Consider the following 26,813-nt stretch of genomic DNA (forward strand, 5'->3'; position numbering starts at 1 on the left):
CGGGCGCCCCCTTCCTTTGGTTCAGTCCCTGGCCTGACGCGACTCCATCCACTCGTAGAGCACCGGGAGCAACACCAGCGTCAGCAGCGTCGACGTGAGCAGGCCTCCGACGACCACCGTCGCCAAGGGCCGCTGCGTTTCCGCGCCAACACCCGACGACACCAGCATGGGCATCAACCCAAGTATGGCGACACTCGCCGTCATGAGCACCGGGCGCAAGCGCAGCACCGTGCCTTGCACTACGGCGTCGCGAACGCTTGCACCCTTCGCCCGCAGCTCGTTGAGGAAGCTCACCAGCACGATGCCGTTGAGCATCGCCACGCCAAACACGGCAATGAAGCCGATGGCCGACGGTACGGACAGGTACTGCCCGGTCACCGCCAACGCGACCATGCCGCCGATGGTGGCGAAAGGAACGTTGGCGAGGATCAAACCGGCGGTGCGCACCGAATTGAACGCTGTGTAGAGCAGGATGAAGATGAAGAAGATCGTCGCCGGCACGATCATCGCCAGGCGGGACATGGCACGCTGCTGGTTTTCGAACGCACCGCCCCACTCGGTCCAGTACCCCGGCGGCAAAGGGACATCGCGTGCGATGGCGGCATTGGCGTCCTTGACGAAGCTGTCGACGTCGCGCCCCCGCACGTCCATCTGGATCACCGCGTAGCGCCGCAGTTGTTCGCGGCGAACGAACGAGTAGCCCTCGGCCGTGCTGACCTCGGCGATCTGGTCAAGCTGGACGACGTTACCGTTGGGTGCGCGAAGCCGGATGGCACGAATCGCTTCGAGCGACCCGGTCGCCTCCGTATCAAGGCGCGCCGTGATATCGAACCGGCGCACGCCGTCGATAAGCGTGCCCACCGCCTCCCCGCCGATGCCGTTGCGAACGATGGTCAACACATCGTCAGCGTTCAGGCCGTAACGCGCGAGCGCGTCGCGATCGACGCTGATGCGGAGCTGCGGCTTGCCGAGGTTTGCCTCCAGCGACAGATCGGTCACCCCGGCCACGGACGACAGGCTGTTCTTCAGGCGCGCGCTGAGGCGATCGAGTTCACCCAGGTCGTCCCCGTAAAGCTTCAGCGCCAGCGTCGCACGCACGCCCGACACGAGTTCCTCGATGCGCATCTGGATCGGCTGAGTAAAGCCCACCACGGACGTCGGCAGTTCGCGCTCCAGCGCCTCCTGCATGTCATGCTCGAGCGACTCCAGGGTGACTCCCTTGCGCCAGCCCTCCGCAGGCTTGAGCGGCGTATAGACCTCCATGTAGTTCACGTCCGCTGTTTCACCCTTCTCGGCGCGCCCAATCATCGACAGCGTTGTCTCCACTTCGGGGAAATCCCGCTTGAGCAAGGCCGCGATGCGATGGGAAACCGCAATGGACTCATCCAGCGATGCGGAAGGCACGGACGTCACGCGCCACATGATGGCGCCCTCGCGCAGGTTCGGCATGAACTCCTTGCCGAGGAACGGCCACAACGCAAGGCTGCCAAGCAACGCGATGCAGGCCATCCCCAGGACCTTGCCACGATGTGCAAGCGACCAGGTCAGCACGGGCACGTATATCCGCTTGATGCGCGCGACGATCCACGTGTCACGCTCTTCGCCGGGCTTGAGCACGAACGTGCACAGCACCGGGATCAACGTCAGCGACAGCAGCAGCGAACCGGCCATGGCGAAACTGATGTTGAAGGCCATCGGCTTGAACATGCGGCCTTCCAGCCCCTCCAGACTGAAGAGCGGCAGGAATACGACGATGATGATGGCAATGGCGAAGGTGATCGGATTGGCTACCTCTCGCGCGGCCACCAGCACGGCCCGCGCGCGGTCGACGCGTCCGCCAAGCGCCCGCTGCTCGGCCATGATGCGGTACGCGTTCTCCACCATGACCACGGCGCCGTCGACCATCATGCCAATGCCGATCGCCAGCCCTGCCAGTGACATGAGATTGGATGAGAGCCCTGTCTGGTCCATACCAATGAAGGCCATCAACATCGCCATGGGCAAGGCGACGATCACCACGATGGCGCTGCGCAGTTCGCCCAGAAACAGGAACAGCACCAGTGCAACCAGGATCGATCCTTCGATCAGGGCACGCATCGCCGTGCCGACGGCCTTGTTGACCAGATCGGTGCGCTCATAGACCGGCCGGATCTCCACGCCGTCGGGTAAGGCCTTGCGGACCGTATCGAGCTGCGCCTTGACCGCATCCACCACGCTCTTGGCGTTCTCGCCGATGCGCGCGAGGGCCTGGCCCATGACGACCTCCTTGCCATCGCGGGTGACTGCGCCGAAACGCGGTGCCGGGGCCTGGACCACGGTGGCCACATCGCGCAGGTAAACCGGCGTGCCGTCATGTGACTTCAATGCGATGGCGCCAATGTCGCGTTCATTGCGCAGCAGACCGAGGCCGCGCACGAGGTACTGCTCGCGTCCGACATCGACATAGTTGCCACCGACCTGACCGTTGTTGCTGGCCAGGGCTTCAATGACTTCCCGGAACCCCAGCCCATGCGCCATTAGCCGGGCGGGATCGACACGCACCTGAAGCTGACGCTCACCACCGCCCCACGACACCACGTCATCGACGCCCGGCGCGGTGCGAAGGATCACGCGGATGGTCCAGTCCTGCAGCGTGCGCAGGTTCATGTCATCGGCCGTGTCGCTCGATCCCGTTTTCTCCACGGTGTACCAGAACACTTGTCCCAGGCCGGACGTATTCGGGCCCATGTCGGGTTTTCCGTAGCCCGCCGGCAAGCGATCGCCCACCTGCTGCAGTCGCTCGTTCACGAGCTGACGCGCAAAGTAGATGTCCATGTCGTCATCGAAATAGATCGACACGTAGGACAGGCCGAAGAGGCTCACGGAACGGATTTCCTGCACCTTGGGCAGGCCGGCCAGGGACGATTCCACGGGCGTGGTGAGCAGCAGTTCCACGTCCTCGGCAGCGAGCCCCGGCGATTCGGTGTAGACGTTGACCTGGATGGGCGTCACATCGGGAAAGGCATCAACGGGCACGGAATGCACCGCGCGCCAGCCGAGGAAGGCAATGACCACGAAGGCGATGATCACCAGCAGCCGGTAGCGCAGCGAAAGTTCGACGAGTCGGGTCAGCATGTCAGTGCCCATCCCCGCCGAGCTGGGATTTCAGCATTCGTGCCTTGAGCGCGAATGCGCCTTTGCCCACGATCACCTGGCCGGCCTTGAGTCCGTCGCGAATGGACGTCCATCCACCTTCGCTCGTCCCCACCGATACCGGTTGTGCCTCGAAGGCATCCTTCGCCACCTGGACGAAGACCGTCGACTGGTTCTGCATGAGAACGATGGCGCTGTCGGGGACAACCAGCGACTTGCCTTGCTCGTTGCCTGCCAGGAAGACGTCAACGAGTTCGCCGTTATGCAGCAGGTCGTCGCGGTTTGCCACTTCCACGCGTACGGGCACCGTGCGCGTTTGCTCGTTCGTCTGATGTGGCAGTTGCACCACGCGCCCTTCGAGCGACTGGCCATGCGCCTGGATACGCGCAGGACTACCCCGCCGCAGCCGCGCGGCATCGGCCGGAGAAAGCTGCGCCTGCACCCACACGCTGCCTTCGTCGACCAGCGTGAAGAGTGTCTTGCCAGGCTCGACGCGCTCACCCAAAAGGAAGTCATCACTGGTGACGCGGCCCTGCGCCGGCGAGAGCAAGGCGAAACTGCCGTCGGCCCCGGCCGAACCTGCTCGTGACAATGCGCTCACTTGCGCGTCGCTCAAGCCGTACGCCCGAAGGCGCGCACGCGTCTGGTCGCGCTGCACTTTCACTTCCGTGTAGCGACGGCCGGATACCGCCTCCGGTCCCAGCGCGCTTACCCGCTGCCATTCGCGCTCGGCCACGAGCCATTCGCCCTGCGCTTGCGCCACTTCCACGCTCGACAGGGTGACCAGTGGCTCCCCGGCTTTCACCTCATCGCCGAGACGTGCATGGCGCTGCAAGACTTGCGCGGGCACGCGCGGCGTTACCAGCACCGTCGCATAGGCATTGGCGCGTACCTCGCCCGGCGCCTTCCATTCGCTGCGCAGGCTGCGCAGGGACACCGTCATCGTTTCCACGCCTTCGGCACGACGTGCGTTGGCATCGAGCAAAACCTTCGCGCCGGTGCTTTCGTCGGCCCATGTCGGCATGGCGATCCCGAACAGTGCGAGCCAAAAGGTCATTTTGATCGAGGGGTTCATGGCTGCTCCTTGGCGCCCTGGGTGCCCAGCCAGGCGTCGAGCGTCCCGGAGGTGCTGAGTTGATCGATGAAGGCCTGCCACGCCTCGCCCTCCAGGGCGACGCCGGCGAGCGCGGTGTCCAGGCTCTGCTTGAGCTGGACGAGGTATTCGGACGTGCTCAGTTCGCCGGACTGCCACAAGCTGTCGAGCAAGGCGGCGCGTTGCGCGAAGTCCGCGGCGCGGCTGCCCTGGAAGGCACCGAAGGCTTCACGTAGTGCCTCGAGACGCGCACGGCTTTCCTGTGCGCGCGCCACGGCCGCAAGTGCCTCGGCATCACGCGCGGCAAAAGCGGCGGAGGCTTCCGCGCGCGCGGCGTCCACTTCCGCGCGATAGCTGTTGCGTATCGGGAGCGGCAGACTCAGGTTGAGTCCGACGACGTTGTCACTCAAGCCCGGCGCCGTGCGCACCCGCCCGCCCGTCACCGACACTACCGGGTCCGGGACGCGCGCGCGCCGCGCTACACCGATCGCCGCATCGGCCGCATCGACGCGCGCCTGTGCCTGCACGAGCTCCGGCACGTCTACGGGTGTTGGCGTGTCGATCGCTTTCCATGCGGGAAGTCCCGCCGCCAGCCATGCCCGGAAGACGTCGGCCCTGGGACCACCCAGCGCCGCGACACTGGCAAGGGCGCCCGCCGACCTGCCTCTGAGGGCCGCCTGCTGCGCTTGCGCCTCCACCCATGCCAGTTCGGCCAGGTCGCGCTCGGATCGATTGATGTCGCCGACGTTGAAGCGACGCTCGGCAAGTTCGGCAAATCGCCGCATGAGCTCAAGCCGCTGCGCGCCCAGTTGCGTCTCGCGCTCCGCCAACGACGAAGCCACGCCGGCCTTGAGCCAGCGCACAGCCACGTCACGGCGGGCACGGACGTAGCCGGCCTCGGCAACGCGGGCCCTGGCACTGGCCAAGGCGGTGCGCGCGTTGCGTTTGCCGGAGAGATCGAGGCCAAGGCTGAGGCTCGCCGTTCGCCGATCGACGTCGGCATTTTCGGCGGCCAGCTCGAGCTCCGGGTTATAGATGGGTTGCCCCGCCGCACGGGTCTGCGCTCGCGCGGCGTCGAGCTCGGCGCGAGCGGCGGCTACGTCGGGATTGGCTCGCCAAAGCGATTCGACGGCTGCGCGAAGGTCTGCCGGTGCGCGCGCGACGTCGCCCGTGCCCGCCAAAGCGACGGAACACAGCATGGCGAGCAGGGCGCCCACGGGCGCCTGCCTGGAAAAATGCATGGATCAAACTCCTGAAATCGGGATCACGCGCAGTCGGGCTGCACGGTGGCGACATGCACCGCCCCGAAAACGGAGCGGCTCAGCCGATCAAGAACCGATTCAGGCGATGGGCGGGCGCAGCGGATTTCGCCAGGGCGATGCCGTGGCCGCTACGATGGGCGCAATGAAGCGATGCGATGCAACAGGTGGCAGCGATGCCATCTCGAAGTCGCTCGCGAGCGGCGTGGCATGCGTGCAGTTGCAGTGACAACCACCGCTTCCTTCGTGCCAGCAGTCACCGGCACCGTTGTCGTCAACCGCGGCGAGCATGCTCACCTGCGCGGCCGGGATGAATACGACCGACTCACCGTCTGCAGCGAGGCAGGCCGTCCCAAGCGCCAGTTTCGTCAGCAGCACCAGCGCGAACAGCCACCGCACGCCCAGGAGGCGGCGACGGAGTGAACGGATGAGTGACGGAGACGACATGCGCGGACTTTAGGCGAGTCCGCACCTGTTAGACAATTGCATTTCGTCCTGAGACGGCGACTTCCGACTCAGAGGCGGCCGTCGACGGCCGCCTGCGGCAACACCGATTTGACGTCGAAAATGACGGCACCCGGCTTGCCGAACGCGCGGATGCGCGCTTCACCCCAGTCCTGGAATTCGCGGTGCGCGACGGCAAGGATGATGGCGTCGTAGGTACCCGGCTGCGCTGCGTCGATCGGACGCACGCGATATTCGGACTCGGATTCCGCCGGATCAATCCATGGATCGAGCACGTCCACCTGCGCGTGCGACGACTCCAGCTCCCGCACGATATCCACGACGCGCGTATTGCGAAGGTCCGGGCAGTTTTCCTTGAACGCGAAACCCAGCACGAGTACGCGCGCATCCACGATGTGGAGGCGGCGTTCGCTCATCAGGCGAATCACGCGATTGGCGACGTAGCTGCCCATGCGGCTGTTGATGCGTCGAGCCGTGAGGATCAGCTCCGGGTGATAGCCGGTGACCTCGGCTTTATGCGTGAGGTAGTAAGGATCGACGCTGATGCAGTGGCCACCCACCAGACCGGGACGGAACGGCAGGAAGTTCCACTTCGTACCTGCCGCCGCAAGCACTTCACTGGTGTCGATGCCCAGGCGATGGAAGATCAGGGCCAGTTCGTTGACCAGCGCGATGTTGACGTCGCGCTGGATGTTCTCGATGACCTTGGCGGACTCGGCCACGCGGATCGACGAAGTCTTGTGCGTGCCCGCGCGGATAATCGTCCGGTAGAGCTCGTCGATGCGCGTCGCCACCTCGGGCGTGGAGCCGGAGGTGAGCTTGGTTATGTCCGTGACGCGGCGAGCATGGTCACCCGGGTTGATGCGCTCGGGGCTGTAACCGCAGAAGAAGTCCTGATTGAAGACCAGGCCCGAGCCGGCCTCCAGCAAGGGCACGCAGACCTCCTCCGTGGTGCCGGGATACACCGTGGATTCGAACACGACGATGTCGCCTTGCTTGAGCAACTTCGCCAGCATGGTGCAGGCCGAACGCAGCGGCGTGAGGTCCGGACGCTGGGCCTCATCGATGGGTGTGGGCACCGTCACGATGTAGACGTTGCAGTCGCGGATATCGTCGACGCGCGCGGTGAACGTCAGTCGCGTCGCTGCCTTCAGCTGCTCGGTGGAGGTTTCCAGCGTGTGGTCGCTGCCAGATCGCAGCTCGTCCACGCGCGCACGATCAATGTCGAAGCCGACGGTATCGAAGTGCTGGCCGAACTCCACCGCAAGCGGCAGACCGACATAGCCCAGACCCACGATGCCAATGCGCGTTGCTGTGCTGTCCATAAACCTACCCATCGACGTAAGCCCGGCAGGTTACCGCAGGCGGCGGGCTTTGGCAGTGCGTTGCTCGCCACTTCCCCGCCCCGGGCTTCGAAAAGTCATGGACAACCTCTAAGCTGCCGGCATGCCACGTCTTTGCATGCCATGACCACCAGCCCCGACCGCACCGCCACCCGCCTTGCCTGGGCCCGCAGCGCCCTCGCCGCTCCCGATCTCCAGCTGGCGCCCGCCTCGGCCGATGCCAGTTTCCGCAGCTACTGGCGGGCCGAGCATGGCGGCAAGAGCTGGATCGTCATGGATTCGCCGCCCTCGCTGGAAGATCCGCGCCCGTGGGTGGAGATCGGCACCCTGCTCGACCGCGCCGGCCTCCATGTGCCCAGGGTGCACGCCAGCGACCTCGATCAGGGGTTCCTGTTGATCGAGGACCTGGGCAACCGGCTCTACCTGCCAGCCCTCGACGAGGGCACCGCAGACGCGTTGTATGGCGACGCCATGGATGCGTTGCTGCGCATGCAGGCGCATGCCCCGGCGTCAGGCCTGGCGCCTTACGACCGTGCCTTCCTGGTGCGCGAACTGGAAATCATGCCCGAGTGGTTCCTGCGCAAGCATCTTGGCCACGACATCGCCTGCGAATCGTGGGATGTGCTGGAGGCGGCTTTCGATGTGCTTGTGCGCAATGCGGCGGCCCAGCCGCAAGTGTTCGTCCATCGCGATTTCCACAGCCGCAATCTCCTGATCACCGATGAACGCAATCCCGGCGTCATCGATTTCCAGGGCGCGTTGCGTGGCGCCATCACCTACGACCTGGCATCGCTGCTGCGCGATTGCTACATCGTGTGGGATCGAACGCGCGTCGAGGCCTGGGCAGAAACCTATCGCAACCGCCTGGTCGATGCCGGCCTGATCTCCGCCGGGGTGTCTGCGGAAACCTTCCGTCGCTGGTTCGACCTGATCGGCTTGCAGCGCCATATCAAGGTACTCGGCATTTTCTGCCGGCTCTGGTATCGCGATGGCAAGAGCGGCTACCTGCAGGATCTGCCGCGCGTGTTCGACTATGTCATCGACGTGGCGTCCGGCTATCCGGAACTGAAGGACCTTGCCGAGCTACTGCTCGCTGCCGTGGGCAACCGCGACCTGCGCCAGCCGGTGGATGCGTGAGGCACGCGCTGATCTTCGCCGCCGGGCTGGGCGAGCGCATGCGCCCGCTCACGGATCGCACGGCCAAACCCTTGCTGGTCGCCGGCGGCAAGCCGCTGATCGTGTGGCACCTGGAAAAGCTCGCGGCTGCCGGCATTCGCTACGTCGTCATCAACACATCGCACCTGGCTGGCCAGTTTCCCGACGTGCTGGGCGACGGCTCGCACTGGGGCCTGCGCATTCGTTATGCCTATGAAGGCACCACGCCACTGGAAACCGGCGGCGGCATGTTGCACGCCCTGCCCCTGCTCGGCCCCGAGCCGTTCATGGCCATCAACGGCGACATCTGGACCCATCTCGATCTGGCCCAGCTTCCCGTCGAACCCCGGGGGCTCGCCCACCTGGTGATGGTGGATAACCCTGAACATCATCCCGGCGGCGATTTCCATGTGCGCGACGACGGCGCGCTATCCCGGGAAGGCGAACCCCGCCTGACCTTCAGTGGCATCGGCGTCTACCGACGCGAACTCCTGCATGACTGGGAGCGCGTCGCGGAAAACGCTGCGACCGAACCAGGTGCACATCCGCGATTCAAACTGGCGCCATTGCTGCGCGATGCCATGGACCGCGGCCTGGCAACTGGCACGCACTACCGGGGCGCGTGGACCGACGTGGGCACGCCAGAGCGACTCGCCGAACTGGATGCGCGAATCACGCGCTGACCCGCAAATGCTTGCGCCCCGCGCGACATGGGCGTGAAAGCGAAGCAGGCGTATCCTTGTGTCCCCCCGCCCGGCCATGCGCCGGGCCCTCGCGCAGCCGCCCCCCGCTTCGCCCGGCTGCGCCACGTACAGCCCGGAAGTCACGATGTTCGAATGGTGGTCGCATACGGTTAGCTGGTTGAGCGCGCACGGCATCGTGCCGCTGCTCACCTTCCTGCATCTCAACGGCCTGGCCGGCGATCCGGACGAAATCTCCGAGTCGCTGATGATCGCCGCGCTGCAGATCGGCATTATCGCCTTCCTGTTTCGCCCGCTGGAAAGCCTGCTGCCTGCCGAAAAATGGCAGGACCGCCGCCTCACCAAGGTGGACATGCAGTACACGCTGCTGATGCTGCTGGGTATCTTCCCGCTCTTCAGTTACCTGATCCTCACGCCCATCAGCAACTACTTCGGCGGTGGCGGCGACAGCGGTGGCGACGAAGGGCTGTTCAGCATTACGCGCTGGATTCCCGCGCTCAACGATCATCCGCTCGCCTTGTTCGTCGTCTACTACGTCATCTACGACCTGGTCTATTACTGGATGCATCGATTGCAACATGCGCTGCCATGGTGGTGGGCGCTGCACAGCATGCATCACAGCCAGCGGCAGATGAGTTGCTGGACCAACGATCGAGGCAGCCTCGTCGACGGCTTCCTGCAGTCGATGGTGCTGGCTGTCGTGGGTCTGGCGATCGGCGTTGCGCCGACGGAATTCGCATGGCTGATGCTGCTGGGCGAACTGGTGCAGAACTTCTCGCACGCCAACGTGCGCATCGGTTTTGGCCCTGTGTTCGGTCGCATGTTCGTCGATCCGAAGTTCCATCGCCTGCATCACATGCTGGTCGATCCCGAGCGACCCGGTCTGCACAACTGCAATTTCGGGCAGGTGTTTTCCTTGTGGGATGTGATTTTTGGCACGGCGCTTTATGGCATGGCGCCGCGTCCGACGGGTGTCGGCGATCCCACGGTGGATGCGGATAACGACCGCGGGTTGGTCGGGCTGCACTGGGCAGCATTCCGGCGCTTCCTCGGCGCAGTCACCCGACCGTCAGGGTGGAAACTGGGTGAGGTCGCATTCGGTCCAGACTACGAACCGATACCGGTCGATCAATGGGACGTGCATGGCGTGGGGCATCACGCGCCTGTTTCGACTACGCCTGCCGACGTCAAGGTTGACGCAGTGCGCGAAGGCGCCGCGGGATAGCTGGAGCGACGCTTTACCCTCCTGCGCTTCTGCTCCCGGTGATGCGCGAATCGCAAGTCGTTCACTGAACAACCGTCAGGCGCGCCTGACGGCTTTTTTTTTGCGGGCATGGATCGACTCCCTGGTGAGGGAGGACAGCCTCAACTCACTGATCAACCACTGGCAGTCTCCGTCGCCCCATAAAAAAACCGCCGGGCAAGCCCGGCGGTTTCTTCATAACTAACCCAACAACTTCGATTAGAAGTCGTACGTCACGCCGAAGCGGACATAACGGGCCGGCTGGGTGGTGATCGGACGCATGAAGCTCTTCGACGTCGAGATGCCGTAGTACTGCGTCACCTTCTGACTGTTGAACACGTTGTAGATCATCACGTTGAAGCCCAGCTTCTTGTCCGCCCAATCCGGACGGTACTCGGCGCTGAGGTCGAGGCGATAGGTCCACGGCGTGCGCTTCTCGCCCGGGATGGACGGCTCGCCACCACAGAAGTGGTAGTACGGACCGTAACCCAGACCCGGGAAGGTGCCGTCCGGACCATAGGCACCGAGGCACTGGATCGGCGCACCGGAAGCAATGGCGACGTTACCCGACAGCATCCACTCCGGAGCAATCTGGTACGAACCGTACGCCTTGATCTGGTGGCGACGATCGTTGGCCAGCGCGCCATTGGCGTAGTCCATGATCGAAGCGTAGTCCCAGTCCATCGTGGCCGACACGTCGGCCTGGCCGATGTCCGAACGGACCTGGCCTTCGGAGTTACCGAAGCTGTGCGACCACAGGTAGTCGACCTTGCCGTACCACTTGCCGTCGAACGGATGCTCGAGGTACAGGTCCAGGCCGTAGTACTTGCGCTTCATCGTGGTGTTGAAGCCGAAGTCCTTCTTCCAGTCCATCGGGACTTCGTAGTAACCACCAGCAAGCTTCGGCACGTAGAACGTGGCGCTCTTGCCAGGGTTGATCAGGATCGAGCCGGGGATCTGACCCGGATCGTACGAGTTGGGGTCGATGCCCATCTCGTTCATCTTCTGCAGGATCGACGGGCTGTCGGCGATGTCGTCGATCGCGTTACGCAGCTTGCGGAACGTGGCCTTGGCACCGTAGTTGAAGCTGTCGTTGAGCTTCTTGTCGAAGCCCAGGATGAACTCGTCCTGGTACTCGGACTTCAGGTCCTTGGCGGACGACAGCTTCGGATCGCGCGGCTGGCCGTATTCGCCGTTCGCGGAGAACGGAGCGTCGGCACCCAGGCTGGTGGCGATCGGGGTCAGGCCCGTCGGAGCACCGTTCGCGTCGATACCCGTGTAGGTGTAGTACTGACGGGTGTACAGCGAGGAACCGGCGGAGCGCAGGGCCACGCTGGTCGGCATCGCGAGGTAGTAACGACCGGCATTACCGTAGACCTTGAAGCTGGAGTCGCCGTTGACGTCCCAGCTGAAGCCCACGCGCGGAGCCCACTGCGGCTTGGTCAGGCGCAGGTACGGCTCGCCGGCGGCGCTGTAGTTGGTGAACTGGTCATTACGCAGACCCAGCTTGACCATCCAGCGATCGTTGATCTGCCAGGTGTCTTCGATGTACTGCGCACGCTGCGCCACGCGGACCGAGGCGTTGTCGTGGTAGCGGTACTTGGCGACGTAGTAACCCGTCTCGCCGCCCGGCTGCGAGCCGGTGTTGGCAACCCACGGGAAGTTGTGCCAGTCAGCGCCGTTGTTGGTCGTGCCCGGGCCACCGATGATGAACGTACCCGGATCCTCGACCGCGTTGTATTCCCAGGCGTAGCCCAGGCCGTTGGACGGGAACATGGTGCCGGCGTCGGTGTTGCGCACGTCCTGGTTGTCGATACCAGCCGTGAGGGTGTGATCGCCGAGCTTGTAGCTCAGGTCAACGCGCAGGTTGGTGTTGGTCGACTTGTGGCCCGGCAGGCTGATCGTCGAGGTGGTCTGCGGACCGGTGATCGGTCGACCGCCATTCAGATCGGGGTTCTGCTGGTCACCCTGGAACACGTAGGCGTTCTGGGTGTCGTAGTCGGGCGTGTAGCTGTAGTACGTGCCCTTCATCTTGCCGTACATGACCGACAGGGTCAGGTCATCGGTGATGTAGCTGGTGAACTTACCCGAGTACAGGTTGGCGCCGTTCTTGACCTGGGTGTCGCGGTTGGCGAATGCACCGTTGGTCAGCGTGGCGTAGTCGAACTGGTTCAGCACGCCGGAGTACGAGGACTTGCTCGAAGCGCTCGTGATTTCCAGGATGTTGCTGTCGGTGATGTTCCAGTCCAGCTTGGCGTAGTACTTCGGGCTGTCGATCTTCGACACGTTGGTGCGCGGAGCGGTGTCCGGACCGGTACCGGCGGCGGTATTGCTCAGGCTGGCGCCCTTGCCTTCCTGACGCTGGCCTTCGACGGCGGCGAAGAAGAACAGCTTGTCCTTGATCAGCGGGCCGCCAACGTAGGCGTCGACCGTGGTCGTCCAGGACTTGTTGTCATTGCGGAACTGGCGCATGCCATTCGGCGAGCCGTCCTTCTTGACGTAGTAGTAGTTCTTCGGGTCGGACTGACCACCGATCGGGGTCCACAGCACCTGGCCACCGAAGTGCCATTCATTGGTACCGCGCTTGCCGACCTGGCTGATCACGCCACCGTCCGAACGACCGTAAGCAGCGCTGTAGCCGCCCTGCAGGATTTCCTGCTGGTCGATCGCGCCGTACGGCAGGCTCAGACCACCGAAGCCGCTCAGCGGATCGGTCGTGTTGAAGCCGTTGATGTAGTAGGCGTTCTCAGTGACGGACGAACCGCCGAACGACACCACCGGGCCACCGAGGTTGCCGCTGAAGTAACCCGAACCCTGGACCACGCCCGGAGCCAGCAGCGCAATGGCTTCGGCGCTACGAGCGAGCGGCAGGCGAGCGAGCTGCTCGGAGGTGATGACCGTGCGCGAATCGACACCGGTCACATCGATGGCCGGCAGCGCGTTGGCGGTGACGGTCACGGCGGACAGGGACGAAGCATTGGCGGCCGAAGCAAAGGACACGTCGGTCGACGAACCGACCTTGATCGAGACGTCCTTGCGGGTATCGACTGCCGCGCCACCCTTCTGCAGGGTCACGGAGTAGTTGCCCACCGGCAGGTTGTTGACGGAGTAACGACCGGACGCATCCACCTGCACCTGACGGGTCAGACCCGTGGCGCTGGTGACGGTGACGGTGTCGCCCGCTTCAGCCTGGCCGATGATGTTGCCGGTGGTGGACTGGGCAAAGGCCGTTCCGGTCATGCCCAGAGCCAGCGCAGCCGCCAAGGCGGTATGACGCAGCGCATACGCGCGATTCAACGAACGAAAACTCATTTGGATCTCCCCGAAAAGCCCACTGGGGGGTGGGCAAAATTAAGCAAAACCGCATACCGCACTGCGATACGCAGCAGGCCAAACTTCTGCAAAGTCATGCGTCTGAAAGGAATCCCCCTTTGCAGACCACCCTCTGCATGCCCCGCCAGGACCACGACTTCTTGCGGCCCCAATCGGGACCAAATCAGTCTGTCGTTGAACTGTCGTGACAGGAACATTCCGAACATAAGACGGTCGCTCACGAGAAGTCAACAATTAATTAATGAAACCCGTAATCTCGCGGGTTCCGAGCGCCATAACCCACGATTTGGCACCCGGGTAATTACGAATCAACGTATTGAGGCACTCATTGCGTCGCGTATTTTTGCCGTAAGAACATGCGACTAGGCCTTACTGATGGCCTATGACTTTCAGCACTTCACGCGGCGGTCACGCAAAAGTGTGTTACCCGCAAGTCAATGTCTTTTGGGAAAGAATCCGATTACCTGGTGATTTTCCCGATCGCAATAAAAAACGGCCCGGAATAATCCGGGCCGTTTCTAAATATCGAGCGGTGAGGCCCTGATCAGGGCCGGCGCGCCAGCTCGGGATTTTCCTTGGTCTGCGGCATCAGGTCCTTCTTGGACACGCCCAGCCACAACAGGATCGGGCTGGCCACGAAGATCGAGGACAGCGTACCGACCACGATGCCGATGAGCATGGTGACGGCAAAGCCGTGAACCACGGGGCCACCGATGAAGTACAGGGCCGCCATGGTGATGCCGGTGAACAATGACGTGATGATCGTTCGCGACAGCGTGGTGTTGATCGAACGATTGAGCACGTCCACCGGCTCGGCCTTGCGGGCGAGGCGAAACAGTTCGCGGATACGGTCGAACACCACCACCTTGTCGTTGATCGAATAACCGATCACCGCCAGCACCGAGGCCAGCACGGTCAGGTCGAACTCACGCTTCATCAGCACCAGGATGCCCAGCGTCAGCAGGACGTCGTGCACTTCGGTCGCCAGTGCGGCGATGGCGAAGCGGCGTTCGAAACGGATCCACAGGTAGAGGCCGATGCCGACGATGACGAAGATGGCCGCAATCACGCCATCGCTGCGCAGCTCGTCACCGACCTGGGAGCTCACGGAGGAGCGGCTCTTGATCGAGGCATCGGCACGCGAGGCGTGCAGGGCCTTGCCGATCACGTCGGAGACCTTGTCCAGGTTCACCTTGCCGCCATCGTCCATCATCGCCTGCGTGGGCTGCAGGCGGATGGAGACTTCCCTGGTGCCGCCCAGGCTCTGCACCACGGCGTGCTCCATGCCCGCCTTGGCGAGTGCTTCACGCACGTCGCCGATCGCTACCGGCTGCGTGTAGGCCACTTCGGCGGAAACGCCGCCGGTGAAGTCCAGGCCGTAATCCAGGCCGCGCGTGGCGATCAGGACGATAGACGCGAGCATCAGCAGCACGGCGAGGCCGATGCTGAACTTGCGCATGCCCAGGAAGTTGATGTTGCTGTTGTGGTTGAAGATTTCCATGTGTGTCTGTTCCTCTTCAGACCGACAGCGTCTTGAGCTTGCGACCGTGATGAATCGCCGCCGTGATGGCATGCGTCACCGTCACCGAGGTGAACATCGAGGTCAGGATGCCGATCAGCAGCGTGACGCCGAAGCCCTTGATCGGGCCCGAGCCCATCGTGGTCAGGGCGAGCGCGGCAATCAGGTGGGTCACGTTGGCGTCGAGAATGGTCGCCCACGCCTTGTCGTAACCGGCGCGGATCGACGCATGCGGCGACGAACCGTTGCGCAGTTCCTCACGCACGCGTTCGCAGATCAGCACGTTGGCGTCGATCGCCATACCCAGGGTCAGCACGATACCGGCGATGCCCGGCATGGTGAGCGTCACGCCCACCGCCGACATCACAGCGACCAGCAGCACCAGGTTGAAAAACAGCGCCACGTCGGCGACGAGGCCGAAGAGCTTGTAGTAGATCGCCGCGGCCAGCAGCACCAGGCCCAGGCCGATCAGCACGGCGTTGAGTCCCTTGGAGATGTTGTCCTGACCCAGGCTCGGTCCGATCACGCGCTCCTCGACGATGTCGATCGGAGCAGCCAGCGAACCGCCTTTCAGCAACAGCGCCAGCTCGGAGGCTTCCTTGGTGCTGGCCAGGCCCGTGGTCTGGAAATTCTTGCCGAACACACCCTGCACGGTGGCGTAGCTGATCACCTCTTCGGTGATCTTGGGCGTACGCACTTCCTTGCCATCGACCAGCTTGGTCTCGAACACGCGCTCGACGTAGACCACGCCCATCGGCTTGCCGACATTGGCGCTGGTGTAGTCGAGCATCTTCTTGGCGCCGGCGGCGCTCAGCGTGACGTCCACCTTGGGGCGGCCCGACTGCTGATCGACACCGGAAGCGGCGTCGGCCAGTTCGTCACCGGTGACGATGACCTTCTTGCTCAGCAGGTAGGGCTCGCCCTGGCGACCCTTGTACAGGCGGGCATCCGGCGGGATGTTGCCGGTACGGGCGGCTTCGATGGCCTGCTGCGGCTGGCCGTAGCCGCCACGGTATTCCAGCGTGGCAACGGCGCCGATCAGCTTCTTGGCCTCGGCCGTATCCTGCACGCCGGCCAGCTCGACGATGATGCGGCTGTCGCCCTGCTGCTGGATGATCGGCTCGGACACGCCCAGTGCGTTGATACGGTTACGCAGCGTGCCAAGGTTCTGGCGCACGGCGTTGAGCGAAAGCTCGCGGATCTTGTTCGGACGCAGCAGCGCATTGAGCACGTAGCGGTCGCCAGTGCTGGCGCCATCCTGCGTGGCGAGGTCCGGGTATTCCTGCGCAATGGCGTTGCCCGCTGCAGTGCGGTCTTCGGCAGAACGAAGGATGATCGACACGCCCTGGCCACGCACCGAGTTGCGCGCGACGGAGTCGTAACGAATGTTCTTTTCGCGCAGCATGCTGCGGATGTCATCCGCGTAGCGCGTTTCCTGCTTGTCGATCACGTCGTTCTGGTCCACTTCCATCAGGAAGTGCACGCCACCCTGCAAGTCCAGGCCCAGCGGCATGGAACGCGCGCCGATGGACGTGAGCCAGGACGGCACCGTCGACTTGAGGTTGAACGCCACCGTGTAGTCGTCGCCCAGGGCCGCCTTGATGGCGTCCGATGCGCTCTTCTGCACGTCGCCATTGGCGAAGCTCGCCAGCACGTGGTCCTTGGCGATCTCGATGTTCGAGTAGGCGACATTCTGCTGCTTGAGGGCAGCGATCACCTTCTGCTCGAGCGCCTGGTCCACCACGCCATTGCGATTGGCCGTGACCTGCACGGCGGGCACCGGCATGAACACATTGGGCAACGCGTAGATGATGCCGACCACCAACACTATGGCGACCAGCGCGTATTTCCAGCGAGGAAAATCACTCATGCCTTGCATCCGTCAATGCCGCGGCCTGAGGCCACGGCGGTAGCGTTTTCTTCAAAGAGATACGGGGCCCCTCGCCCCGTACCGAATCAGGACGTCTTCAGCGTGCCCTTGGGCAGCACCTGCGACACGGCGCCCTTCTGCACCTTGATCTTCACGTTCGGAGCGATCTCGACGGTGAGGAACGACTCGCCCACTTCGTCGACGCGACCGGCGATGCCGCCATTGGTCACCACTTCGTCGCCCTTCGACAGCGCGGAGACCATGTTGCGGTGCTCCTTCTGGCGCTTCATCTGCGGGCGGATCATGAGGAAGTAGAACACCGCAAAGAGCACGATCAGCGGCAGGAAGGTCATGATCGGGTTCGGCGCGGCAGCACCACCCGCAGCAGGAGCGGCCTGGGCGATCAGGAAGGAGGTCGGAAGATTCATCATCTTGTCTCGCAAATAGCGGCATTCAAAGGAATTTCCCCCGAACGCCTGATAAAAGGTCTTGGATTATGCCATGCCCCCCGGGGCCTTAGCACGGCGCCTTAAGGCAATGTGAAGGCAATCCGACCAAGCTTATGGCGGGTGATCGGGTCAGATGCAAGGGCGCGTCACACATTCTCGCCCGACCCGGGGCTGGGACCGCAGGATCCCGCAGAGGTTCTCACGGGCCTTGCGACCGCGGGTCGAACCGGGCCCCAACGCGCAGCGGCCGGTCCGGAGGGCTTCACGCGGGGAGACGCAGGGCCGAGCCCTTCCTCAGGTCCCCGCCTGCCGCCTGGCGTAGAACTCCGCCACGAAGTCGTCCAGCTTGCCATCCGCGATGGCGCCGCGCAGCCCCGCCATCAGGCGCTGGTAATGACGCAGGTTGTGCATGGTGGCCAACTGGCTGCCGAGGATCTCGTTGCAGCGGTCCAGATGGCGCAGGTAGGCGCGGCTGAAGCCGTTGCTGCATGCGTAGCAGTCGCACCCCTCTTCGATCACCCGCGTATCCATGGCGAACTTCGCATTGCGGATGCGCAGCGTGCCCTGGTCGGTGAACAGGAAGCCGTTGCGCGCGTTACGCGTGGGCATCACGCAGTCGAACATGTCGATGCCACGGCGCACCGCTTCGACGATGTCCTCCGGACGACCCACGCCCATCAGGTAGCGCGGTTTGTCCTGCGGCAGCAGCGGCACCGTGAAGTCGAGCGTGTGATTGCGCTCGGCCTCCGGCTCGCCCACGGCCAGGCCGCCCACGGCATAGCCGTCGAAGCCAATGCCCACCAGCCCCTCGGCCGATCGGCGACGCAGGTTCTCGTACACACTCCCCTGCACGATGCCGAACAGCGAGTTGGGGTTCTTCAGATCGTCGAAGGCGCGGCGCGAACGCTCGGCCCAGCGCAGGCTCAGCTCCATCGAGGTCGAGGCCACCTTCTCCGTCGCGGGGTACGGCGTGCACTCGTCGAAGATCATCACCACGTCCGAATCCAGCGTCTTCTGGATGCGCATGGACTCTTCCGGCGACAGGAATACCTTCGAACCGTCGACCGGCGAGGCAAAGGTCACGCCTTCCTCGGTGATCTTGCGCTTATGGGCCAGGGAGAAAACCTGGAAACCACCGGAGTCGGTAAGGATCGGCTTGTCCCAGCCGATGAACTTATGCAGGCCGCCGAACTGCTCGACGATCTCCAGGCCTGGGCGCAGGAACAGATGGAACGTGTTGCCCAGGATGATTTCGGCACCGATATCGGTGATGTCCCGCGGGGTCATCGCCTTGACGGAGCCATAGGTGCCCACCGGCATGAAGGCCGGTGTTTCCACGGTGCCACGGGCAAAGGTCAGGCGACCACGCCGGGCCGCGCCGTCGGTGGCGGAAATGTCGAATTGGAGGGAAGTCATGGGGCGATTATCGCCGATCGGGCGCCACGGTGCCCCTTCGGCCGGTATCGGGGCCGCGCCCCACCCCGTCAGTCCCTGGCCGGGGGCAGGATCGCCATGGCATCGCCGTAAGAGAAGAACCGATAGCGCTGCTCAACGGCATGCCGATAGGCGTCCAGTACGAAATCCCGTCCCGCCAGCGCCGACACCAGCATCAGCAGGGTCGACTGCGGCAAATGGAAGTTGGTGATCAGTCCGTCGATGCTGGTGAACTGGTAACCGGGGAAGATGAAGATCTGGGTTTCACCGGCAAACGGCTGCAGCTCGCCGTCGCGAACGGCGCTTTCGAGCGCGCGCACCACCGTCGTCCCGACCGCGATGACGCGCCCGCCATTGGCACGCGTGCGGCGAATCTGCTCGACGAGGCTCGCGCCCACGTTGAGCCACTCGCGATGCATCTGGTGATCTTTGATGTCATCCGCGCGCACGGGCTGGAAAGTCCCGGCGCCGACATGCAAGGTGACGTAACCAAACTCAACGCCCAGGTCGCGCAACTTCTGCAGCATGGGCTCGTCGAAGTGCAGGCCCGCCGTGGGCGCGGCGACGGCTCCGGGTTCTCGGGCGAAAACCGTCTGGTAACGCTCGAGATCGGAGGCATCGGCATGGCGTTCGATGTAGGGCGGCAGCGGCATTTCGCCGAGGCGGAGCAACAGGCGCTCCAGCGGATCAGGCGATTCGAAGCGCAGCCGGAAGAAAGCGCCATCGCGCCCCAGCACCGTGGCGAAGCTGCCGTCGGCAAGTTCAATGCGCCCGCCCTCTTTCGGCTTCTTGCTCACACCCAGCTGGACCGTGGCCTCATGCGCGCCGGTAACGCGCTCGATCAGGATTTCCACGGCGCCGCCGCTTTCCTTGCGGCCATAAAGACGCGCCGGCAACACGCGCGTGTCGTTGAACACGAGCAAGTCACCTGCGCGAAGCAGACCAGGCAGGTCACGGAACATCCGGTCTTCAAGCGCCTTGCGCTCGACATCCAGAAGCAGCAGGCGGCTGGCCGAACGCTCGGGCAGCGGCGCCTGGGCGATCAGTTCAGGAGGCAGGTCAAAATCGAAATCGGACTTCTTCAAGGCAGGACTCGGCGGCGGCGCGGTGCGCGGCGGTAACGGGCCATTATCCCGCACCGCCGCGCGAACGGCACCTTAAGCAACCCTTTGGCCCCGTCGTCGGCGCCACAACAGGCCCGCGGCCACCAATGCGACCAGCACCACGCCCCCGCCGGGCAGCCCATGCCGCCTGAGCCATTGCTTGCCGCCGTCGATGGCCAGCCGCCACTGGAGGTGCCTGGCGCGCGCGAAATCAGGTTCCTCGCAATTGCGGCCGAAGTTGGTCGCCCAGTCGACATAGGGCCCCTCCTTCACATAGCGCGCATAAAGCGCCTGCGCCCGACGCAGGCGTTCCGGCGGCTGGGTCGGTGCAGGCTGGCCGTAATGCTCGTAGTTGTCTTCGTAATCCGGCGGCCCTTCCAGCATCCAGCCGGTGGCTTTGCACAGGACAGCGGCGAACGCCTGCGACCGCGCCGGCAACAGGTCGGCTGCGCTGGCGGCACGATCGGCGGCCAGGTAGCGATAGTGGAATCGTCGATCCGGCTTGGCGGTGGTTCGGACGAAGCGCTCGCGCTCGCCAGTGGTGACGAACGACTGCTTGAGATCGTCCAGCGAATGGCCGCTGCCTCCCTGGTAGCTGCCGCCGTTGTCGCTGAAATCGGGCGCCTGTTCGTAACCGAACAGCTCCATGCCCTGATCGCGCTCGATCGTCGCCGCCATGTAACGGGCCTGGGCTTTCGCATTGTCCGTCCAGGCATGTTCGCCGTCGCGCACCGCCTCGGCAAACTGGCGCGCCTTGGCCGGCATGTCCACGTCGCCGAACCGCGTGTCGCCGCTGGCGGGGAAATAGCCGATGGCGTCGTCGTAACGGCCGGCGCGCATCATCCGGCGCGCCAACAGCCAGCGCAGGTTGTCAGCCAGCGGCGTGGGCACGTAGCTCGCGTACTCGTCATCGGCCGAGGTCGCAGGCGTGGCGGGTTTGGGCACCGGCGAAGCGGGTACCTGAGCATCGACGAAACCCTTCAGCTCATCGATGCTCAGCACGCGCTCGGCGATATACATCGCGTCGTTACCGTACCCGGCACCGCCGCTGGCGTCTTCGACGTGCACGTTGCCATCAGCACCCACCCCCTGTGCGGCGACGTAAAGAAACCCCATGGCCTGCAGGTATTCGCCGCGTCCGAGCGACAGCACGCCTTGCTCACCCTTCGCCAGCAATACATTGGAAGGCTCAAGTGCTGCCTGGGGATCGTTCGCCTTGGGGAAAGCGCGCGCAGCGTCGGCATACGCTGCGGCCGCCGCAGCGAGATCACCCTTCTGCAGGGCAAGTTTCGCGGCTACCCAGCTTGCAAGCGCGCCTTGCGACTTACCCACGAGCCTCGCGGCAAAATCGTAACGCCCCGTGCGATAGGCCAGCGCCGCAAGACGATCCGCGCCTGCCACTTCACCAAGGTCGCGCGCTTCGATGGCGGCTACCAGCGCCCGCAGGCGGGCGGTGGTAGCCCGTGCCTGCGGGGAAACGCTGTCGCCTGCATCATCCCCCATGCGTGCAAGCGCATACGCGACGAGCGCACGCTGGGAAATGGGATCGTCGATCACCGCGGCGACTCGCTTGTCGTCACGCAACACGTTCTGTGCCATCGCCGCCAACGATTCCACGGCGGCACGCGATCCGTAACCGGCCTGAGCGGCATACAGCGCGACGGCATGCTTGAAATCATCCGGCGCCATACCCGGCCCGCAACCATGGTCGCGCACCAGCCCTCGCCAATCGCAGATCGTCTTGCCATCAAGGAGGAACAGCCGGGCCTGCTCGCCCAGGCTGGCCACGGCCAGGCCCTGCGAATCGTCAGCCCCTTCAGTCACCAGGCGACGGGTCGCCACGAAAGCCGCTGTCGCGGCATCACGCTCCTGAAGGAACACATCATGCTGGCCCGCCTGCGCCATGGCGCGCTGAGCATGGATACGCCCGATCATAAAAGCTGCCCAGGCAGCGCGCGTGCGGTTTTTGTCGGCGGGCAAGGCCAGCACTTTCTGGAAGGACTCCAATGCCGGGCCCATCGACGGCGCGGCAAAGGCGTCGCATGAGGGGGCAGCGTCCACCGCGGAGGCGTCATCGCCGTCGTTGCGCGCCGGAGCACATGCGCGCTGGGCCAACGCGACATCCACGGCGCCAGCGGAGTAGAGCCGAAGATCCTCAGGCAAATCCTTGCCGTCGGCATAAGCCGTCGAGCCCGCATCGGCCTCCCGCAGCGCTTTGACGCGTGTCCACTGCGCCTCCGTCAGGCCATTTGACCGGGCTTCGCTCGTCGCAGGCGGAGCATCGAATGCGTCGCCGTCTTCGCGCACGAAGAACTGGCCCGTTGGCGGCACCCATTGGTTCGCCTCGAAGGCAAAGCTGTTGCGCGGCGTGGCCTTGAGGTTCTGCTCGCGACGATCAAGCAACTGACTGGGAAAGTCCGGACCGCAGGCCCAGGCGGCCACGCCCGCCGCGCCCGCCACGATGGCGAGCGACAGCCACACACGCTTGTTCATGAATATCCCTATCTGGCGTTGCATGCGCGAATGATGCGACAAATCGATGGGGACCCGCGATCTACTCACGGGCGAGCGTTCAGCGTCACCGCCCCGGGCACTGAATCCATCGGGCATCGGACCCAGCCGATGATGCGCTCCCCCTGACCACGCAACCACCCCGACTGCGCCAGCGTCAAGGCGTGCGTCCTCGTGTCGAGCATGTAGCCATTGGCACCATCAGCCAGGGTGCATGACGCAGGGAGCGCGATGCGCCCAGGTAACTCGGTATCAAACTCGCTGTCATTGCGCAGCACGACGTCCAGCGAACCGGTGTTCGGGTTGGGTCGCCACTGTACGCTGAGCGCGGGCTCGAGCGCCCTCCCTTCCACGACGGCACGCCACGTCCCGGGACTCCAGGCACGCGCATCCTGCGACGTCGGCAATCGAAACCAGGCGACGCCGCGCCACCCTTTCGGCGGCTCGTGGCGCCAGGCGGATAGCAGCGTTGCCACTTGCTGCGGCGTGGCGGCAAGCTCGTGTCCGTCATCCGCCCCGTCAAGCGTGGACGTTTCACTCGCGATGGCGACCGGCCGGCCCTGCGCGTCCCAGCTCACGCGCGTGCCATAGGCAGGCAAGGCGACATGAAAACCGTGCGGTGCGATGGCTGCGAACCGATCCACCCACACTTTCGCAAGCGCCGGGTCGAACAATCCAGCCGTCGGCGACTGCACGGCATGCACCTGAAGCACCACGTCGTCGACTTGCGCCAGCAGGGGGCCGAGTGAAGGAGACCCGATCCAGGTCGGCAGCGCAGTGATCGAGAGCGAAGTCGCGTCACCGAGTGCCTGGCGTAGTCGCATCAGCAATGAGGTATAGGCCGTCAGCTTTGACGTGGCGCAGTCGTGATCGATCTCGATGCCCGACACCCGCCATCCATCCGCTTGCGCGCGGAGCGCCAAAACATGGGCGATGACCTCATCCGCATGCCATTCGCTCAACTGCCCGTCGATGCGCACGACAAGGATCACCGGCTTGCCTGCTTTCGCCAGCGTCGCGCGGTCGTACGCCACGTCCACCCAGTGCCCCTTCGCATCGAGCTGGGCCGCAAGCACGCGCCAGTGACTTACCAGGTCGGCCGAGCGCAGGACGGCTTCGCGCACCGGGGCGTTCCATTGACGCTGCCATACGTACGCGTCGTTCTCGATCGATGTCACCGGGTGGTGGCAGGCCGACAGCACGACGCCGAGCAGCACGCCGATCAGCCAGCGCGCACGCGGTGAAATCAAAGCCAACCCTTCTGACGCGCCAGGCGATAAGCCTCGATGCGATTGGTCGCACCCAGCTTGCCGATCGCTTCGGAAAGGTAATTGCGCACCGTGCCATGCGAAAGGTTCAACTGCGTGGCGATATCGCTCGCCGATTGCCCTTCGCCTGCCAGGCGCAAAACCTGCCGCTCACGATCGTTCAGCGGATCCGCTTCTGACCATGCTTCCAGCGCAAGTTGGGGATCGATCGCACGGCCACCGCGATGAACCATGCGCAAGGCTTCAGCGAGGTTCTCGGCCGGAGCGTCCTTCAGCAGATAACCCGATACGCCGGCGTCCAGCGCGCGACGCAGGAAGCCCGGGCGCGCAAACGTGGTCACGATGATGACCTTCATCGGCAATTCGTGGCGCTGAATCCGCTGCGCCAGCTCGAGCCCGGTCAGCCCCGGCATCTCGATGTCGGTCACCAGCACGTCAGGCTTCAGCCGCTGCAGCTCGCGCCACGCGGCCTCGCCATCCGCGGCGGAGCCCAGCACTTCGATATCCGACTCCAGGTTGAGCAGCGCCGACAACGCGCCACGCACCATGGCCTGATCCTCGGCCAGCATCACTCGAATCATGCAAACGTCCTCGTTGTATCTTCTTCCGGCACGTGGCCGGCCGTGGCTTCGTTGACGGGCACGCAAACCGACAGGGTGGTTCCGCGACGCGGCGGCGAATCAATGTCCAGCGTGCCGTGCAAGGCGCGCACGCGTTCGCGCATCCCGCTCACGCCATTGCCGTGCGCCCCGAGACCGCCGCGCCCGTTATCCCTGATGCACATGCGAAACGCCCCGTCATCGAGCGCAAAGGTGACCCATGCCGTTCGCGCATCGGCATGGCGGTGGATATTCGTCACGGCTTCGCGCAGCACCAGCGCGAGCGACGTTTCGATCGATGCCGGCAGGCACATGCCCGCCGGAAACGCCGCTTCGAACGACACGCCCGATGCCTCGAGCATCAGGCGCGCCGACACCAGCTCTGCTGCAAGATCGCTGCGCCGCATGCCGGTCACCGCCGCGCGCACTTCGGAAAGCGCGTGCCGCGCGACGCGCTCAACTTCGGTCATCTCCCGCTGCGCTCGCTCCGGATCCTTGATGGCCAGCCGTCGTGCCAGCTCGGACTTGATTGCCACCAGGGACAAGGTGTGACCCAACAAGTCATGCAGGTCACGGCCGATGCGTTCGCGTTCGGCCAGCGTGGCAAGCCGGCGAACTTCATCCTGCGAAAGACGCAGCTGGGCATCCTTTCGCAAGTTGCGGATGTAAAGGTAATTGTTCGAACCGCCAAGAATGCCCGACACCAGCACCACCAGCATCACCCACATCGGCGCCTGCAGCCACAACACCATCGGCAGCGAAATCAGGGTGATCAGCACCACCCCGACCAGCCAGTGCTTCAGCGAGCGCGCCGTCGACAAGGCCGAACCGGCACAGATCAGGTACCCGAAGCCCACGCTGTTGACCGGCCATACGGCCAGTCCGAGCAGGACCATGCCGGCGGCATACCAAACGAGGCGACGCATGGGCCCGAGGAATACCTGGGCGTGCAGGTACAGGTACACCGCCACGCTGGCCAGCGTCGGCAGGAACCAGAACCAGGCGAAGCCGCGTGCGCCCCAGGGCACCAGGAACAGCACGATCAGCCACAGCGATTGTCCGAACGCGGCACGAATCAGGTGCATGGGCGAATTCAACTGCCCCAGCAGCGAATCCGGTCGCGGGGTAAGCATGCGGATCATCAGGCGGCGTGCGTCGCTGGCGGCAGCGCCGGCGAATGCAGGTGTTGCTGGAGTGGCACGGTCACCAGCAGCGTCGTACCGCGTCCTCGCGGTGAGTCGATGCTCAGGTTTCCACCGATGCCGCGTATGCGCTCACGCATGCCGCATAACCCGTTGCCGTCTTCGACGATGCCACCGCGACCATCGTCATTGATGCACAGGCGCAGGACATGGTCGTCACGCGACAGCTCAATGCGCGCGCGACTGGCCTGCGCATGGCGGGCGATATTCGTCGCCGCCTCACGCATGACCAGCGACAGGCTCCGCTCGATCTCCGGCGGTATGCCCGTCGGCGGCACGTTGTAATCGAAATGCACGCCGGACGATTCCAGCAGCAGACGCGCCGATGCCAGCTCGGCAGCCAGGTCGGTCGCGCGTATACCCGTGACGGCGGAGCGAACCTCGGCCAGTGCGTGGCGTGCCACCTTCTCGGCCTCCTCCACTTCCCGACGCGCCGCTTCCGGATCGCGATCATGCAGCTTGCGGGCAAGTTCGAGCTTCAGCGTGATCAGGGACAGCGTGTGCCCCAGCAGGTCGTGAAGGTCACGCCCGATACGCTCGCGCTCGGCGGTGGCCGCGAGGCGACGCACTTCATCCTGGGACAATTTGAGCGCGGCGTCCTTCTCATGCTGCATGCGCTCGACAAAGCTGACCGATCCGATGATCAGCGTCATGCACGGCACCGACAGCATCGCCTGCCACGGATAACCCACTTTCCAGGTCACCAGCAGGTAGATGGCGTTAAGCACCATCAGACGCAACAGCAGCGGGAGAAAGCCGCGCGTGGTTGACAGCGCGGAAGTGACGCAGCCGTAGATAAAGTAGGCAATGCCACTGGGATACCAGGGCGCCAGCGCAATGCCCATGCTGGCAAGGGCCAGCGCGTAACGAGGCGCCGTGCGCCGTGACGCCAGCATGGTCTTGGCAAACAGCATGACGAAGACCGGGTAACTGACCAGCGTGATCAGCACCCACTGCAGGTCATAGCGACCACCCAGCGCCGGCGTGATGAACACCCAGGCGGACCAAAGCAGGTGCACCGCCTCAACCCCGGATGACTTGCCCTGCCGGCGAGTGGCGGCCACCCGTGAATCCGGGGCCGGCTGAAACCACGCACGAATGACGTCCATTGCCCTACCCCCGATGACACGCCTG

19 protein-coding genes are annotated in these 26,813 nt (G+C 64.4%); 3 read left to right on the forward strand and 16 right to left on the reverse strand.

Translation table 11 applies throughout. The features are described from left to right. Window positions 1–21 precede the first annotated feature (21 nt). The 5 genes from EYV96_RS07685 to EYV96_RS07705 form a co-directional block, all read right to left on the reverse strand. Window positions 22–3,114 (reverse strand): efflux RND transporter permease subunit, encoded by a 3,093-nt coding sequence (locus tag EYV96_RS07685; RefSeq protein WP_131150853.1) that lies wholly within the window; start codon window positions 3,112–3,114, stop codon window positions 22–24. A 1-nt stretch (window position 3,115) separates the two neighbouring features. Next, complete coding sequence (locus EYV96_RS07690; protein ID WP_240732367.1) at window positions 3,116–4,207, reverse strand: efflux RND transporter periplasmic adaptor subunit; 1,092 nt, start codon at window positions 4,205–4,207, stop codon at window positions 3,116–3,118. Beyond that, a complete protein-coding gene (locus tag EYV96_RS07695; RefSeq protein ID WP_240732368.1) occupies window positions 4,204–5,466 on the reverse strand; it encodes a TolC family protein in 1,263 nt (420 codons plus the stop codon). The genes EYV96_RS07690 and EYV96_RS07695 overlap by 4 nt, the downstream gene beginning before the upstream one ends. Before the next feature lie 99 nt (window positions 5,467–5,565). Further along, entirely contained in the window at window positions 5,566–5,931 is a 366-nt protein-coding gene (locus EYV96_RS07700; protein WP_131150854.1) for a hypothetical protein, read from the reverse strand. A gap of 68 nt (window positions 5,932–5,999) precedes the next feature. Continuing rightward, complete coding sequence (locus EYV96_RS07705) at window positions 6,000–7,274, reverse strand: nucleotide sugar dehydrogenase (protein WP_131150855.1); 1,275 nt, start codon at window positions 7,272–7,274, stop codon at window positions 6,000–6,002. Between the two features lie 141 nt (window positions 7,275–7,415). Here EYV96_RS07705 and EYV96_RS07710 point away from each other — a divergent pair, with 141 nt between their 5' ends. The 3 genes from EYV96_RS07710 to EYV96_RS07720 all read left to right on the forward strand — a co-directional run bounded on the left by EYV96_RS07710 (window position 7,416) and on the right by EYV96_RS07720 (window position 10,373). Continuing rightward, on the forward strand, window positions 7,416–8,429 hold the full coding sequence (locus tag EYV96_RS07710) for an aminoglycoside phosphotransferase family protein (RefSeq protein ID WP_131150856.1): 1,014 nt from the start codon (window positions 7,416–7,418) through the stop codon (window positions 8,427–8,429). Next, window positions 8,426–9,130, forward strand: coding sequence for an N-acetylmuramate alpha-1-phosphate uridylyltransferase MurU (gene murU / locus EYV96_RS07715; protein ID WP_131150857.1), 705 nt, complete (start codon window positions 8,426–8,428; stop codon window positions 9,128–9,130). The genes EYV96_RS07710 and murU overlap by 4 nt, the downstream gene beginning before the upstream one ends. A gap of 145 nt (window positions 9,131–9,275) precedes the next feature. Continuing rightward, entirely contained in the window at window positions 9,276–10,373 is a 1,098-nt protein-coding gene (locus EYV96_RS07720; RefSeq protein ID WP_131150858.1) for a sterol desaturase family protein, read from the forward strand. A gap of 237 nt (window positions 10,374–10,610) precedes the next feature. Here the strand turns inward: EYV96_RS07720 and EYV96_RS07725 are convergent, their stop codons facing one another. From EYV96_RS07725 to EYV96_RS07775, 11 genes are all read right to left on the reverse strand, one after another. Then, window positions 10,611–13,703 (reverse strand): TonB-dependent receptor, encoded by a 3,093-nt coding sequence (locus tag EYV96_RS07725; RefSeq protein ID WP_131150859.1) that lies wholly within the window; start codon window positions 13,701–13,703, stop codon window positions 10,611–10,613. Window positions 13,704–14,268: 565 nt separating this feature from the next. After that, window positions 14,269–15,225: a protein translocase subunit SecF gene (gene secF, locus EYV96_RS07730; protein ID WP_131150860.1), complete on the reverse strand. Its 957-nt coding sequence runs from the start codon at window positions 15,223–15,225 to the stop codon at window positions 14,269–14,271. Window positions 15,226–15,241: 16 nt separating this feature from the next. Then, a complete protein-coding gene (gene secD, locus EYV96_RS07735) occupies window positions 15,242–17,113 on the reverse strand; it encodes a protein translocase subunit SecD (protein ID WP_131150861.1) in 1,872 nt (623 codons plus the stop codon). Window positions 17,114–17,199: 86 nt separating this feature from the next. Continuing rightward, a complete protein-coding gene (gene yajC / locus EYV96_RS07740; RefSeq protein ID WP_131151540.1) occupies window positions 17,200–17,541 on the reverse strand; it encodes a preprotein translocase subunit YajC in 342 nt (113 codons plus the stop codon). Between the two features lie 315 nt (window positions 17,542–17,856). Next, window positions 17,857–18,978, reverse strand: a complete 1,122-nt coding sequence (gene tgt, locus EYV96_RS07745; protein WP_131150862.1) for a tRNA guanosine(34) transglycosylase Tgt — start codon at window positions 18,976–18,978, stop codon at window positions 17,857–17,859. 68 nt (window positions 18,979–19,046) lie between these two features. Further along, window positions 19,047–20,081: a tRNA preQ1(34) S-adenosylmethionine ribosyltransferase-isomerase QueA gene (queA, locus tag EYV96_RS07750; protein WP_131150863.1), complete on the reverse strand. Its 1,035-nt coding sequence runs from the start codon at window positions 20,079–20,081 to the stop codon at window positions 19,047–19,049. 72 nt (window positions 20,082–20,153) lie between these two features. Next, window positions 20,154–22,592, reverse strand: coding sequence for a hypothetical protein (locus EYV96_RS07755; RefSeq protein WP_131150864.1), 2,439 nt, complete (start codon window positions 22,590–22,592; stop codon window positions 20,154–20,156). A 65-nt stretch (window positions 22,593–22,657) separates the two neighbouring features. Then, window positions 22,658–23,860 carry a DUF3142 domain-containing protein gene (locus EYV96_RS07760; RefSeq protein ID WP_165488625.1) on the reverse strand — a complete coding sequence of 401 codons (1,203 nt, stop codon included), beginning with the start codon at window positions 23,858–23,860 and terminating at the stop codon, window positions 22,658–22,660. After that, window positions 23,857–24,459 (reverse strand): response regulator transcription factor, encoded by a 603-nt coding sequence (locus EYV96_RS07765; protein WP_131150866.1) that lies wholly within the window; start codon window positions 24,457–24,459, stop codon window positions 23,857–23,859. The genes EYV96_RS07760 and EYV96_RS07765 overlap by 4 nt, the downstream gene beginning before the upstream one ends. Beyond that, window positions 24,456–25,610: a sensor histidine kinase gene (locus EYV96_RS07770; protein ID WP_165488626.1), complete on the reverse strand. Its 1,155-nt coding sequence runs from the start codon at window positions 25,608–25,610 to the stop codon at window positions 24,456–24,458. Before EYV96_RS07770 ends, EYV96_RS07765 begins: the two co-directional genes overlap by 4 nt. 8 nt (window positions 25,611–25,618) lie before the next feature. Next, the gene (locus tag EYV96_RS07775; RefSeq protein WP_131150868.1) at window positions 25,619–26,788 is read right to left on the reverse strand and encodes a sensor histidine kinase; all 1,170 of its coding nucleotides are present in this window, start codon (window positions 26,786–26,788) and stop codon (window positions 25,619–25,621) included. Window positions 26,789–26,813: the final 25 nt, after the last annotated feature.

This window comes from Dyella terrae (genome assembly GCF_004322705.1).
Lineage (GTDB): Bacteria > Pseudomonadota > Gammaproteobacteria > Xanthomonadales > Rhodanobacteraceae > Dyella_D > Dyella_D terrae.